13 protein-coding genes are annotated in these 13,404 nt (G+C 71.4%); 2 read left to right on the top strand and 11 right to left on the bottom strand.

The window, feature by feature from the left end:
- Positions 1-39: 39 nt before the first annotated feature.
- Entirely contained in the window at positions 40-1,071 is a 1,032-nt protein-coding gene (locus OGL88_RS11085; protein WP_276583151.1) for an LLM class flavin-dependent oxidoreductase, read from the top strand.
- Between the two features lie 9 nt (positions 1,072-1,080).
- Here OGL88_RS11085 and OGL88_RS11080 read toward each other — a convergent pair whose 3' ends face one another.
- Positions 1,081-1,590, bottom strand: coding sequence for an ASCH domain-containing protein (locus OGL88_RS11080; protein WP_263091399.1), 510 nt, complete (start codon positions 1,588-1,590; stop codon positions 1,081-1,083).
- 123 nt (positions 1,591-1,713) lie between these two features.
- Here OGL88_RS11080 and OGL88_RS11075 point away from each other — a divergent pair, with 123 nt between their 5' ends.
- Positions 1,714-2,160, top strand: a complete 447-nt coding sequence (locus OGL88_RS11075) for a DUF2510 domain-containing protein (protein WP_263091398.1) — start codon at positions 1,714-1,716, stop codon at positions 2,158-2,160.
- Positions 2,161-2,274: 114 nt separating this feature from the next.
- Here the strand turns inward: OGL88_RS11075 and OGL88_RS11070 are convergent, their stop codons facing one another.
- From OGL88_RS11070 to OGL88_RS18040, 10 genes are all read right to left on the bottom strand, one after another.
- Entirely contained in the window at positions 2,275-3,267 is a 993-nt protein-coding gene (locus OGL88_RS11070; protein WP_263091470.1) for a site-specific tyrosine recombinase XerD, read from the bottom strand.
- Between the two features lie 19 nt (positions 3,268-3,286).
- Complete coding sequence (locus tag OGL88_RS11065) at positions 3,287-3,868, bottom strand: DUF1349 domain-containing protein (protein WP_374114437.1); 582 nt, start codon at positions 3,866-3,868, stop codon at positions 3,287-3,289.
- Positions 3,865-4,440 (bottom strand): NUDIX domain-containing protein, encoded by a 576-nt coding sequence (locus tag OGL88_RS11060; RefSeq protein ID WP_263091397.1) that lies wholly within the window; start codon positions 4,438-4,440, stop codon positions 3,865-3,867. Before OGL88_RS11060 ends, OGL88_RS11065 begins: the two co-directional genes overlap by 4 nt.
- Positions 4,441-4,608: 168 nt before the next feature.
- Positions 4,609-6,324: a CTP synthase gene (locus OGL88_RS11055; protein WP_205463148.1), complete on the bottom strand. Its 1,716-nt coding sequence runs from the start codon at positions 6,322-6,324 to the stop codon at positions 4,609-4,611.
- A 94-nt stretch (positions 6,325-6,418) separates the two neighbouring features.
- Positions 6,419-8,113 (bottom strand): DNA repair protein RecN, encoded by a 1,695-nt coding sequence (gene recN, locus OGL88_RS11050; protein WP_263091396.1) that lies wholly within the window; start codon positions 8,111-8,113, stop codon positions 6,419-6,421.
- Between the two features lie 25 nt (positions 8,114-8,138).
- Positions 8,139-9,068 carry an NAD kinase gene (locus OGL88_RS11045; protein WP_111086586.1) on the bottom strand — a complete coding sequence of 310 codons (930 nt, stop codon included), beginning with the start codon at positions 9,066-9,068 and terminating at the stop codon, positions 8,139-8,141.
- Positions 9,065-9,877, bottom strand: a complete 813-nt coding sequence (locus tag OGL88_RS11040) for a TlyA family RNA methyltransferase (RefSeq protein ID WP_263091395.1) — start codon at positions 9,875-9,877, stop codon at positions 9,065-9,067. Before OGL88_RS11040 ends, OGL88_RS11045 begins: the two co-directional genes overlap by 4 nt.
- 13 nt (positions 9,878-9,890) lie before the next feature.
- A complete protein-coding gene (locus tag OGL88_RS11035) occupies positions 9,891-10,058 on the bottom strand; it encodes a hypothetical protein (RefSeq protein ID WP_159572718.1) in 168 nt (55 codons plus the stop codon).
- Between the two features lie 10 nt (positions 10,059-10,068).
- Entirely contained in the window at positions 10,069-11,040 is a 972-nt protein-coding gene (locus OGL88_RS11030; RefSeq protein WP_263091394.1) for an HAD-IIA family hydrolase, read from the bottom strand.
- Positions 11,041-11,071: 31 nt separating this feature from the next.
- Complete coding sequence (locus OGL88_RS18040) at positions 11,072-11,881, bottom strand: hypothetical protein (protein ID WP_132100937.1); 810 nt, start codon at positions 11,879-11,881, stop codon at positions 11,072-11,074.
- Positions 11,882-13,404 lie beyond the last annotated feature (1,523 nt).

Below are 13,404 nucleotides of genomic sequence, written 5' to 3'. Positions count from 1 at the left end.
TGACGGAATGCCCGGCTCTCCGGATGCGTTTGCATCGACATGACGAAGATCGGGTTCCTGTCGTTCGGACACTGGCGCGACGTGCCGGGGTCGAAGGTGCGCAGCGGGCGAGAGTCCCTGGTGCAGGCGATCGACCTCGCGGTCGCTGCCGAAGAGGCCGGCGTCGACGGCGCCTACTTCCGCGTGCACCACTTCGCACCGCAGCAGGCGGCACCGTTTCCCCTGCTGTCGGCGATCGCCGCGAAGACCAGCCGCATCGAGATCGGGACCGGCGTGATCGACATGCGCTACGAGAACCCGCTCTACATGGCCGAGGAGGCCGCGGCGACCGACCTGATCTCCGGCGGACGACTGCAGCTCGGCGTCTCCCGGGGCTCACCCGAGACCGCCCTCGCCGGTTACCAGCAGTTCGGCTACGTGCCGGACGCGTCCGACGAGAACGGCGGCGACATGGCCCGCGCGCACACCAGCGTGTTCCGTCGCGCCATCGCCGGCGAACCGATGGCGAACGCCAACCCGCAGATGACCGGCTCGGTCGGATCGTTGCCGGTCTCCCCGCTCTCCGACTCGCTCGGCGACCGCATCTGGTGGGGTGCCGGCACACGGGCCACCGCCGAGTGGACGGCCGAGCAGGGCATGAACCTGATGTCGTCGACCCTGCTCACCGAGGACACCGGCGTGCCGTTCGACGAACTGCAGGCCGAGCAGATCGAGCGTTTCCGCCGCGTGTGGGCGGAGTCGGGCTGGGAGCGCACCCCGCGGGTGTCGGTGTCGCGCAGCATCATCCCGATCATCGACGACGAGTCGCAGCACTACTTCGGCGTCCGCGCACAGGTCGAGGGGCAGGACCAGGTCGGACACCTCGACGGTGGGCTCGCCCGGTTCGGCCGCTCGTACATCGGATCACCCGAGGACCTCGTCGCGGAGCTCGCGGCCGACCAGGCCGTCCGCGCTGCCGACACCGTGCTCGTCACGGTGCCGAACCAGCTCGGCGTCGACTTCAACGCGCGGTTGCTCGCCGCGGTGAAGGACGTGTTCACCGAGGTCGACGCGGCGCCCGTTCCGGCCTGATCTGCTCGGTCAGGCGCTGACGGTCGGCGGCTGCGTCTCCGCAGGCGCCGTCGGCGTGGGCGTCGGCGTCGGCCAGATCAGCCGGAAACGCTCGCAGACCACCGGCATGCCCGGTTCGAAGCCGCGCGGGTTCTCGGAGTGCGCGCGCCAGTACGCCTCGTGCACCCTCCGCCAGTGCTTGAGGGTCCGGTCGCCTTCGCCTTCGGCGCGCGCGTGCTCGGCCCCGACGGCGTCGAACGGGACGATCCGGACGTCCGTCGTCTCGATGACGGCCCGCGGCACGCCGGCGCCGTCGGTCACGATGCTGAGTTCACCGGCCTCGGGCAGCGGGTCACCCGTCGCCTCGTAGTCCCAGAGCGACGACGCCGTGCCGTCCTTGACCCGACGGAGCACCAGGCCGAGCAGCTCGTCAGCCTGCTCCGGCGTTGCACCGAACGACCACGCTTCCGGCACCTCGGTCGGCAGTTCCGGGTCCTCGGCGCGCCGCTCGCTCCAGAAGTCCTCGAGGGTCGTGGTCACCAGCCGACCGTAGCGCACCGCCGGGTGTCCGCACTTGTGCCGACACCCGCCTTGGGACTGTGTCAGGACCGCCCCGACTCGTACCGTCGAGGAGCACCGTTCCCCGCACCTCGAGGAGTCCCCGTGACACTGCCGGCCGCAGGCTGGTTCCCGGACCCGCAGGACGCCAGCCGTCTGCGCTGGTGGGACGGTCACGCCTGGGGTGCTGCGACGCGCGTCCTGCCGAGCGCTCCGGAACCGGTCATGCCGATCGTCGTCGCGCCCGTCGGCCCCTCGTTCTCCGTGCACACGGCATCGATCCGGACCCATGCCTGGGCGTCCGGCGGCGCCCGCGACCGTCGGCTGTGCGTGTTCACGGTGCTCGCGGTGCTGTTGGCGCTGATGTCGATCATCATCAACCCGCTTGGTGTCTGCAGCGCGCTCGCCCTCGTGTGCGGGCTCGTCGGTGTCGTCTCCCCCGGCGCGACCGGCGGGTGGGCGGTCGCGGCAAGGAGCGCGTCGTCGAGCGCGGTGGTGGTGGCGGTCGCGACCGGCGCGGTGGCGGCGTCGGCGCAGTTCCACCTCTTCTGACGGGCCGAGTACCGCCACCGGCCGACTTCGTGAGCAGAAGTGGTCGGGTACCGACCAGCGCCCCGACCATTTCTGCTCACGAAGTGCACGCCCGGACCCGCCGAACGACGAGCCCTACCGCCGCGCCCGCGGATGCGCCGTCTGGTACACGTCCCGCAGCATGTCCGCCGTGACCATCGTGTAGATCTGGGTCGTCGCGACGCTGGCGTGCCCGAGCAGCTCCTGCACCACGCGCACGTCGGCCCCGCCCTCGAGCAGGTGGGTGGCGAACGAGTGCCGGAAGGTGTGCGGCGACACGTGCGCCTCGAGGCCCGCCGCCGCTGCCGCCGACTGGATCACGAGCCACGCGCTCTGCCGTGAGAGCCGAGCGCCCCGGGCGCCGAGGAACAGCGCCGGCGTCGAGTGCCCACGTGCTGCGAACACCGGCCGCGCACGCACCAGGTAGGCGTCGATCGCCGCCCGGGCGAAGCTGCCGAGCGGCACGACCCGCTGCTTGTTCCCCTTGCCGGTGACCTTCACGACGGCGAGGCCGTCGGCGTCGGGAGCCGAGTCATCGGACAGCGTCGTCACGTCGTCCACCGACAGCCCCACCGCCTCGGAGATCCGCGCGCCGGTGGCGTAGAGCAGCTCGAGCAGGGCCTTGTCACGCAGCTGGACGGGGTCGTCGGCGTCGACGGACACCGCGCCCAGCAGCCGCTCCATCTCCTCCACCGAGATCGCCTTCGGCAGCCGCATCGGGGCCTTCGGCGGCCGGACGGCGGTGCCGGGGTCGAGCGGCAGCCAGCCCTCGCCCGCCGCGAAGGCCGTGAACGACCGCACCGAGCTGAGCATCCGCGCGATCGACCTCGGTGCCAGCGGACCGTCCGGCTTCGTCGCCAGGTGGGTCACGAACTCCGAGACGTCCGCACGCGCCAGCCGCCCGACGTCGTCGATCGCAGAGGCCCCGCCGGCGCGGTCGGCACCGTCGGAATCGACCACCGGAGCGGTCGCCAACCACGACGTGAACACCGCGAGGTCGCGCCGGTAGGCCGACAGGGTGTGCTGCGACAGCCCGCGCTCGATCGCGACGTGCCGCAGGTACGTCTCCGTGGCACGGTCGAGCGGGATCACGACAGCAGGCGCACGGTCAGTGCAGCGCCTCGTCAGGTGCGCCGACCCGGTACCCGGTGAAGCTCACGGTCAGGCCGGCACGCGTCGGAGCAGCGCACAGCAGTCCACCCGACACGGCAGCATCGGGATCGAGGTACGCGACGCGCACCAGCCGGGGTTGCTCGTCGTCGGCCCACGCCCGCACGGTGACCGCATCGCCGTCGCGGCTGACCCGGACCGTCACGACGCGTCCCACCCACTCCGGCACGGGCGCCACCGACCAGTCCGAGGAGTCACGGGTCACCACGGCGCCGAGCTGCGGCGTCCCGTCGGAGACCTCGACACCGGCCTTGATCCAGTTCCGCTCGTCGACGCGCAGGAAGACCCCTGCCTGGTCGAACTGCTCCGTGTAGTCGAGGACGAACGATGCCTCGATCGAGAACGATCCCTCGAGGGGCTGCACCAGCGCGTGCTCGGAGTCGTGGACGAACCCGTACGACGTGGTGCGCCAGGCATCACTGCCCGGGGCCGCCGTGACCCGGAGCACATCGCCGTCGAACTCCACGGCTTCGGGCTCGTGCGTCCACGTCGCCGCGTCGACCAGTTCTCGCAGGCTCACGCGCGGCCTCGCTCGAGCGCATCCACCGCGAGCACGGCCACGACCAGTCCGGAGTTGTGCAGCCGACCGTCGAGGATCGCCTCCACCAGCTCGGCCCGCGGCACCCACCGCTTGACGATGTCGGCTTCCTCGGCCTCGCGCTCGAACGCCGTCGTCGTGGGCCGCACGCCCCGGGCGCGGTAGACCTGCAGGAACTCGTTGCTCCCGCCGGACGAAGTGTTGTACCGGACCAGCGGCTCCCACGTGTCCGCTTCGAGGTCGGCCTCCTCAGCGAGTTCACGTGCGGCAGCGACCTGGAGGTCCTCGCCTTCGACGTCCAGCAGCCCGGCCGGCAGCTCCCAGTCGCGCACCTGCACCGGGTGTCGGTACTGCTGGATCACGAGGACACGGCCCTCGTCGTCCTCGGCGTAGACCGCGACGGCACCGGTGTGGTCGATGTACTCCCGCACCATCGTCTCGTCGTGGTACGCGATCGCGTCGCGACGCACGTCCCAGACGGCACCCTCGTACACGACGGTGGACTCGGTGACCTCGAACGAGGCGGGTTCGTCAGCGATGGGTGCGTCAGTCACGGAACCATCCAAGCACGCGCCCCTCGCGGAATCAGGTTCCGGACACAGCACCGCGTCGTTCCGTGGTTCCGTGTCCGGAACCAGGTGCCGTGGACGCGACCACAGACGGACGGGAGGCGCGGTGCCAGCTGGCACCCCACCTCCCGTCCGACCGTGGCTGGGCTGCGCTTACGCGACCTGCTCCTCGTTCTGCGGGTCGAAGAGGCTCGACGCCTCGTGGCGCTCGATCGCGGCGGCGACGAGCCCCGCGAAGAGCGGGTGCGCGTTCGTCGGGCGCGAGCGGAGCTCCGGGTGCGCCTGCGTGGCGATGTAGAACGGGTGCACGTCGCGCGGCAGCTCGACGTACTCGACCAGGGTGCCGTCGGGCGACGTGCCCGAGAACACCAGGCCGGCGTCCGCGATCTGCTGCCGGTACGTGTTGTTGACCTCGTAGCGGTGACGGTGGCGCTCGGACGCCTCGGGCGCACCGTAGAGCGACTCGGCCAACGACCCCGACGTGAACGTCGCCGGGTACAGGCCGAGGCGCATGGTGCCGCCCAGGTCGCCGCCGGCGATGATGTCGACCTGTTCCGCCATGGTCGCGATGACCGGCGTCGAGGTCTCCGGGTCGAACTCGGTGCTCGACGCGTCGGTCAGCCCGGCTTCGTGGCGGGCGTACTCGATGACCATGCACTGCAGGCCGAGGCACAGGCCGAGCGTCGGGATGCCCTGCTCACGGGCGAAGCGCAGCGCGCCGAGCTTGCCCTCGATGCCGCGCACGCCGAACCCGCCGGGGATGCAGATGCCGTCGACGTCGCCGAGCTGCTTCGCAGCGCCCTCGGGCGTGGTGCAGTCGTCCGAGACGACCCACTTCAGCGTCACCTTCGCGTCGTGCGCGAAGCCACCGGCACGGAGTGCCTCGGTGACCGACAGGTAGGCGTCCGGCAGGTCGATGTACTTGCCGACCAGGGCGATCGTGACGTCCTTCTTCGGCTCGTGCACGGCACGGAGCACCGGGGTCCACGCGGTCCAGTCGACCGGACCGGCCTCGAGCTTGAGCGCGTCGACGATGACCTGGTCGAGGCCCTGGTTGTTCAGCAGCGTCGGCAGGTCGTAGATCGACGGGACGTCCACCGCGTTCACCACGGCGTCCTCGTCGACGTCGCACATCAGCGCGATCTTCTTCTTGTTCGACTCCGACACCGGACGGTCCGACCGCAGCACGAGCGCGTCGGGCTGGATGCCGATCGAGCGGAGGGCGGCGACCGAGTGCTGCGTCGGCTTCGTCTTCTGCTCACCCGAGGCGTTCATGAACGGCACGAGCGACACGTGCACGAAGAACACGTTGTTGCGGCCGAGCTCGTGGCGCACCTGGCGCGCCGACTCGATGAACGGCTGCGACTCGATGTCGCCGACGGTGCCGCCGACCTCGGTGATGATGACGTCGGGCTGCGGGTCGTTCTCCGCCTGCTCGCGCATCCGACGCTTGATCTCGTCGGTGATGTGCGGGATGACCTGCACGGTGTCGCCGAGGTACTCGCCACGACGTTCCTTGGCGATCACCGTCGAGTACACCTGGCCGGTCGTGACGTTCGCCGACTGCGCCAGGTTGATGTCGAGGAAGCGCTCGTAGTGCCCGATGTCGAGGTCCGTCTCCGCACCGTCGTCGGTCACGAAGACCTCGCCGTGCTGGAACGGGTTCATGGTGCCCGGGTCCACGTTGAGGTACGGGTCGAGCTTCTGCATGACGACCTTGAGGCCGCGAGCCGTCAGGAGATTGCCGAGGCTGGCTGCCGTCAGGCCCTTGCCGAGAGACGAGACGACCCCGCCGGTCACGAAGATCTGCTTCGTCACCTTCGGGGTCGGGGTGTTTGCCTGGGTACCGCTGCTGAGAGTGTCCGCCACGGGATTCCATCGTACGTCAGAACTGCCGGGAGGCGCGACCCGGGTTCGCCGTGGGCGTTGCGCGAGGTGGGTGGCCGGGTGTTCGGGCCGTGTTTCAGGCCGTCTGGCCGGCCACGTCGAGCAGTTCGCGGGCGTGTTCCACGCCGCTGGCGCTGTCGCCGAGCCCCGAGAGCAACCGCGCCATCTCCTGCAGGCGGTCCTCGCCTTCGAGCCGTCGCACACTCGACGAGGTCACGGCGCCGCTCGCGTCCTTCACCACGTTCAGGTGGTTGTTCGCGAACGCCGCGACCTGCGCCAGGTGGGTGACGACGATGACCTGCGTGCGCTCGGCGAGCTTCGCCAGCCGACGGCCGATCTCGATCGCCGCCGCACCGCCCACGCCGGCGTCGACCTCGTCGAAGACGAACGTCGGTACGGTCGTGCTGCCGGCCATCACGACCTCGATCGCGAGCATCACTCGCGACAGCTCGCCGCCCGATGCCCCCTTGCCGATCGGTCGGGGGTCGGTGCCGGAGTGCGGCTGCAGCAGGATCGACACCTGGTCGCGTCCGTGTCGGCGGTACTCCCCCGCGTCGGTGACCTCGACCACCAGGGTGGCGCCGGCCATCGCGAGGGTCTTCAGCTCGGTCGTGACGCGCTTCGCCAGGTCCGCTGCCGCCTTCGTGCGGGCAGCGGTCAACGCGGCCGCTGCCGCCCCGAGTGCCTGCTCGTCCTGTTCGACGGACTGCTGGAGCGCCGCGATGCGGTCGTCGTCGCCGTCCAGCTCGAGCAGGCGGTCGCTCGCCCGCTGCCCGTAGGCGATGACGTCGTCGACGGTCTCGCCGTACTTGCGGGTGAGCCCGGCGAGCAGGGCGCGCCGTTCGTTGATGAGCTCCAGGTCGTGCCCGGCCTCGGGCTCGAGCGAGCCGAGGTAGCTGGAGATGCTCGCCGAAGCCTCGGCCGCCTGGATGCCGAGCTCCGTGAGCTGCTCGAGCACGGGCTGCAGGGCGGCGTCGGAGTCGGCGACCCGCTCGACGGCGCGTCGGGCGGACTCGACCAGGCCGACGACGTCGGAGACGCCGTCGAGGGACTCGCTGGACAGGGCCTCGTGCGCCAGGGCCGCGGACAGCCGGAGTTCCTCGAGGTTGCCGAGCCGGTCGGCGCGCTCGGCGAGCTCGACGTCCTCGCCGGGCTGCGGGTCGGCCGCTTCGATCTCGTCCGAGGCAGCGCGGATCCGGTCGGCCTCGGCCACCCGCTCGTCGCGGTCGCGCGTCAGTGTCTCGAGTTCGCCCGTGTGCTGTTGCCACGCGTCGTACGCAGCGACGTACCGGTTCAGGGCCTTCTCGAGGGCCGCCCCGCCGAAGCCGTCGAGCGCCGCACGCTGCGCGGTCGACGAGGTCAGCCGGATCTGGTCGGACTGGCCGTGCACCGTCACGAGCTGGTCCGCGAGTTCACCGAGCACCGCGACGGGAGCGCTGCGGCCCCCGACGGTCGCACGGCTGCGCCCCTCGGCCGAGACGGTGCGCGTGAGGATCAGTTCGCCGTCCTCCACCGCGCCGCCGGCGTCCTCGACGCGTTCTGCGACGGCAGCGTGTTCGGGGACGTTCCACCGGCCCTCGACCACGGCGCTCGAGGCGCCACGACGGACCGAGCCGGCGTCCGCCCGAGCACCGAGCAACAGCCCGAGGGCCGTGACGATCATGGTCTTGCCGGCACCGGTCTCGCCCGTGACGACGGTGAACCCCGGACCGAGTTCGAGCGTGGTCTCGCCGATGACCCCGAGGTCACGGATCGCGATCTCCTCGATCATCGGTGGTGCTCCTCGCCTCGGCCGGTCACAGGTGGTCCTCGTCCTCGTCGGTCTGCGGCCCCCGCCACCCGGTGACCGGGAGCCGGAACTTGGCGACCAACCGGTCGGTGAACGGGGCGTCCTTGAGGCGCGCGACCCGCACGGGGTCCGGCGACCGTCGGACCTCGACGCGAGCGCCCGGCGGCAGGTCGTGCGTCCGGCGACCGTCGCACCACAGCACCCCGACACCGCTCGTGCGCCGCAGGACCTCGATCGCGAGCGTGCAGTCCGGGCCCACCACGATCGGGCGGGCGAACAGGGCGTGCGCGCTGAGCGGCACCATCAGCAGGGCGTCGACGTCGGGCCAGACGATGGGACCGCCGCCGGAGAACGAGTACGCCGTGGACCCGGTGGGGGTCGACACGACGACGCCGTCGCACCCGAACGAGGACAGCGGGCGACCGTCGACCTCGGTCACCACCTCGAGCATGCGCTCGCGCGAGGCCTTCTCGATGGTGGCCTCGTTGAGCGCCCAACTCGAGTAGACGATCTGGTTGCCGACGACCACGTCGACCTGCAGGGTGACGCGCTCCTCGACGTGGTACTCACCCGACAGGGCGCGCTCGACGGTCTCGGCGAGGGCGTCCCGCTCGCTCTCCGCCAGGAAGCCCACGTGCCCGAGGTTCACGCCGACGATCGGTGCCCGAGTCTCGCGCACGAGTTCGGCCGCGCGCAGGATCGTGCCGTCGCCGCCGAGCACGATGACGATCTCGAGCTGGTCCGCCTGGACGTCCACGCCCAGGATGTCGACCTGTCCCACCGAGGCTTCGGCCCGCCGGATGTCGGCGTACTCGTCGAACGGCATCACCGGGATCAGACCGGCGGCGTGCAGGAGGTCGCAGACCTCGACCGCAGCGTCGATCGAGTCACGGCGACCCGTGTGGGAGACGAGCAGGATGTGCCGGTCGTCGCTCATGCGGTCCCCTCTGTGAGTTCGGTTGCCCGGACTCTCCATTCTGTCGGATTGCCACCGACACCACGCTGGAAGCGCGCGAGGTACTCGTGGTTCCCGTGCGTCCCGATGATCGGCGACGCCGCGAGCCCGGTGGTCCCGAAGCCCAGGTCCCATGCCGCCCACAGCACGTTCATCAGGGCATCGTCGCGGAGTGCCGGATCGTGCACGATGCCCTCGCGCACGCCACCGCGACCGACCTCGAACTGCGGCTTGACCAACAGGACGAAGTCGTCGGCGGGGACGGCCTCTGCCAGGGCGGGCAGCACGAGCCGGAGCGAGATGAAGGACAGGTCGCCGACCACCAGGGTCGTTTCCCCTGCGGCGACGTCGAGCGCGAGGTAGTCGGAACGGGTCAGGCTGCGGGCGTTGGTGCCCTCGACCACGGCGACACGCTCGTCGACGGCGATCGTCGGGTGCAGTTGCCCGTGCCCGACGTCGAGCGCGATGACCCGGCGGGCACCTCGGGCCAGGAGCACCTGCGTGAAGCCACCCGTGCTCGCACCGACGTCGAGCACCACACGGCTGGACGGGTCGACGCCGAACGCATCGAGCGCCCCGACCAGCTTCTGGGCAGCGCGGGAGACCCATTCGTCGGCCGCGTCGACCACGATGTCGGCAGCCGGCGAGGTCGGGGTGGAGGGCTTCACGACGGGACGACCGTCGACCGTCACCCGGCCGTCCTGGATGAGCTTGGTGGCAGCGGTGCGAGACCGCGCGAGGCCATGTGTCGCGAGGAGGGCGTCGAGGCGGACCGGGGTCGCGTCGGGCACGGCTCCGTCCGGTTCAGGCACTCGCGGTGCCGCCGCTCTCGAGCCGCGTGCGCAGCTCGTCGTGGAGTGCCGAGAACGCGTCTGCACGTTCGACGAGCGGCAGGGTCTCGGCCGCCGAGGTGCGCGCGGCGAACTCGTCCTGCGGTTCCAGGTCGGCGGACGGCTGCTCGGGGTTCGGCACGTCCGACACGCTACTCGCCGCCGTACAGCTGCGGGTCCACGTCCAGGCCGTAGATGGCCAGGCCGGACTCCCAGATCAGCGCCGCGCCGGCGCGGAGCCGATCGATGTCGCTACCGGCGTCGAGCACCCGCACCACGTGCCCCCGCATCGCCACGGTGGCGCTGCCGACGGTGACGTACCGCGTACCGTCGTCGTCCTGCCGCCGGACGGTCACCGGGTAGGGCTCGGACAGACCGCGGAGGTCCTCGAGCACGAACACCGGACGCGAGCGCTGATCGGCCGCGAGCACCTGCTTCGCCTGGTCGATGCCGGTGAGCACGAGGACGCTCGGGATCCCGACGTCGTTCGCCCCCTTGATGTCGGTGTCGAGACGGTCACCGATGAACAGTGTCTTCCCGCCGCCGAACCGCTCGACCGCGGCGTCGAAGATCGGGCGCTCCGGCTTGCCGGCGACCACGGGCATCCGCCCCACGGCCTGGTGGACCGCGGACACGAGCGTGCCGTTGCCGGGGGCGATGCCGCGCTCGACCGGGATCGACCAGTCCATGTTCGTGGCGACCCACGGGATCGCCGGGTCGGCCAACGCGAACGACGCCTCGGCCAGTTCCTTCCACCCGAGGTCCGGGGAGAAGCCCTGGATGACCGCGGCCGGGGAGTCCTCGGCACTGGTCGTCACCGTGAAGCCGGCGGCCTCGACGATGCTCGACAGTCCCAGCCCACCGGTGACGAGCACCGTCGCGCCGGCGGGCACCAGCGTCGACAGGAGCTGCACGCCCGCCTGCGACGACGTGACGACGTCGTCCTCGGACACCTCGAGCCCGTAGCGCTCGAGGTGCTCCGCGACGTCGATCGGTCGTCGGGACGCGTTGTTGGTGATGTACCCGACCCGCGCGTTCAGCGAGGCCCGTGTGAGCGCCTCGACCGCGTGCGGGATCGCGTTCCGCCCCCGGTAGACGACGCCGTCGAGGTCCGTGAGCACCACGTCGACGCCGTCCGTCGGCGCGGTCGGGACGTCAATCGGCTGCGGAGCCGTCGACGTCGCGGGGGTTGTCGTCGTCGAGTTCGCCGGGCTCGTCGGCGTCGCCGGGTTCGCCGACGACGTCGGGCTCGGCGAGGGCTGGCTCGTCGTCGTCGAGGTCGGCATCGTCGTCGAGCTGGTCGGTGTCGTCGAGCTCGCCGGCGTCTCCGTGTTCTTCGACTTCGAGCGTTTCCTCGACCACATCAACTGTCTCCCAAGCGTTCTCGTCGGCGGCTTCGGCGAGAGCCGTTGCCGCACGGTCGACACGGGCCCACCACTCGTCGGCCTCGTCCTGGCGGCCGAGCTCTTCGAGCGTGGCCGCGTAAGCACTGTAGAGCGCCGGTGACCACGTGTAGGCCGTGGACGGGTCCAGCTGTGGAATCTCCAGCTCGCCCAGGGCAGCTGTGGGGTTCCCGAGGTCGATGCGTGCGCCGGACATCGCGATCGCGAGTTCGACCTGTACGGCGGTGTCGAGCGCGGCACGCTCCACCGAACGGCCGAGTTCGAGCGCACGCTCGGGGCGGCCGAGGCCTCGTTCGCAGTCCACCATCATCGGGAGCTGGTCGTTGCGACCGGAGATGCGCCGGTAGGTACGGAGCTCGCGCAGCGCGGTCGCGAAGTCCCCCAGGCGGTACGCCGTGATCGCAGCGGTCTCGCGGACGACACCGACGCGACCGGCACGACGGGCAGCGCTCAGGGCGTGCTCGTTCGCCAGGGCGGGGTCCTCGTCGACGAACAGCGCCGCAGCCACGAGGTGCCGGGCGACCCAGTCGGCGTTGTCCTTGCTGAGCGTCTTCAGCTCCATGCGCGCCGCAGGGTCGAGGTCGCGCGCATCGATCTCGTCGGGGATGTCCGGGTCGTCGTGACGCGGGCGGATCGACTTCGTGCCGTACGGGTCGCGGTCTTCCCAGTCGTCGCGGGCCGCCTCGCCGAACCGTGCGCCGGCGTGACGCGTCCCGTCGCCGAAGCGGCGGCGGTCGTCGCCACCGTCGTGACGCGGGCGGTCGCCCCCGCGGGCCGGACGGTCCGAAGCACCCCGGAAGGACGGTCGGTCTCCGTCACGACGCGGACGGTCGCCGTCGCGAGCAGGACGGTCGCCGTCACGCGCCGGACGGTCTGAACCGCCGCGGTACGCGGGACGGTCGGAGCCACCGCGGTAGGCGGGACGGTCGCCGTCACGACGCGGACGGTCCGATGAACCGCCACGGTACGACGGACGGTCGCCGTCACGAGCCGGGCGGTCGGAGCCGCCGCGGTACGGGCGGTCGCCATCGCGAGCGGGACGGTCGGCACCACCGCGGTACGCGGGACGGTCACCGTCACGACGCGGGCGATCCGAACCACCCTGGTAGGGACGGTCGCCGTCACGACGCGGGCGGTCCGAACCACCCTGGTAGGGGCGGTCGCCGTCACGACGCGGGCGATCCGAACCGCCACGGTAAGCCGGACGGTCGCCGTCGCGGGCGGGACGATCGGAGCCGCCGCGGTACGCGGGACGGTCGCCGTCACGGGCGGGACGATCGGAGCCGCCGCGGTACGCGGGACGGTCGCCGTCGCGGGCGGGACGATCGGGACGGTCCGAGCCACCGCGGTACGCGGGACGGTCACCATCACGACGCGGACGGTCCGAACCACCCTGGTACGGGCGGTCGCCATCACGACGCGGACGATCCGAACCACCACGGTAGGCGGGACGATCTCCATCACGCGCGGGGCGGTCCGACCGGAACGGACGGTCCCCGTCGCGGCGCGGACGCTCAGCACCGCGGGGGCCGTCGCCGCGCGGCGGACGGCCGGAGTCGCCGCGATCGCTCCGCCACGACGGACGATCATCACGGTCTCCGGAGCGGAACGGACGGTCGCCACCGCTCCGCGGCGCACTGTCGCGACGTGCAGCGCCGTCGCGGAACGGACGGTCGGAGCGCTCAGGGCGGTCGCGGCGGTCGCCTTCACGGCGTTCAAAGTCGCGTGGACCGGACGACCAACGGCCTCCGCTCGCAGCGTCTCCGCGCGGACCTCCGTCGCGTCGAGGGGCTCGGTCGTCCCGTCGGGGTCGGTCTCCCCGGTCGCCGTCGTTCCGCCGCTCGTCGTCGTTCGCCACCGTTGCTCCTCATCGCGTGCCCGAGCCGAAGGCCGGGCGTTCGTCCGCTGTGTCGTTGTGTTGGGTGCCGCGTCGGTCGGACCGACGTTCGAGCTCCAGTCCATCACGAACCGGAGCCGACGTCGAGCAACGAGCGGCAAAACAGAAATGGCCACCGGCCACCACCGTGAACGAGGGTCTCCCCTGCGAATTCACGATGGAGGGCCGATGGCCACATCTTCTTACGT

The sequence above is a fragment of the Curtobacterium sp. RIT-PI-V genome (genome assembly GCF_025642935.1).
GTDB lineage: Bacteria > Actinomycetota > Actinomycetes > Actinomycetales > Microbacteriaceae > Curtobacterium.
The sequence above is the reverse complement of the archived record's forward strand: the minus strand, read 5'-3'. Positions and strand labels throughout refer to the sequence as shown.

Coding starts and splice junctions, on each gene's coding strand:
- OGL88_RS11085 (WP_276583151.1), top strand. CDS start 40: ATGACGAAGATCGGGTTCCTGTCGTTCGGACACTGGCGCGACGTGCCG.
- recN (WP_263091396.1), bottom strand. CDS start 8,113: ATGATCGAGGAGATCGCGATCCGTGACCTCGGGGTCATCGGCGAGACC.
- OGL88_RS11045 (WP_111086586.1), bottom strand. CDS start 9,068: ATGAGCGACGACCGGCACATCCTGCTCGTCTCCCACACGGGTCGCCGT.
- OGL88_RS18040 (WP_132100937.1), bottom strand. CDS start 11,881: ATGGAGCTGAAGACGCTCAGCAAGGACAACGCCGACTGGGTCGCCCGG.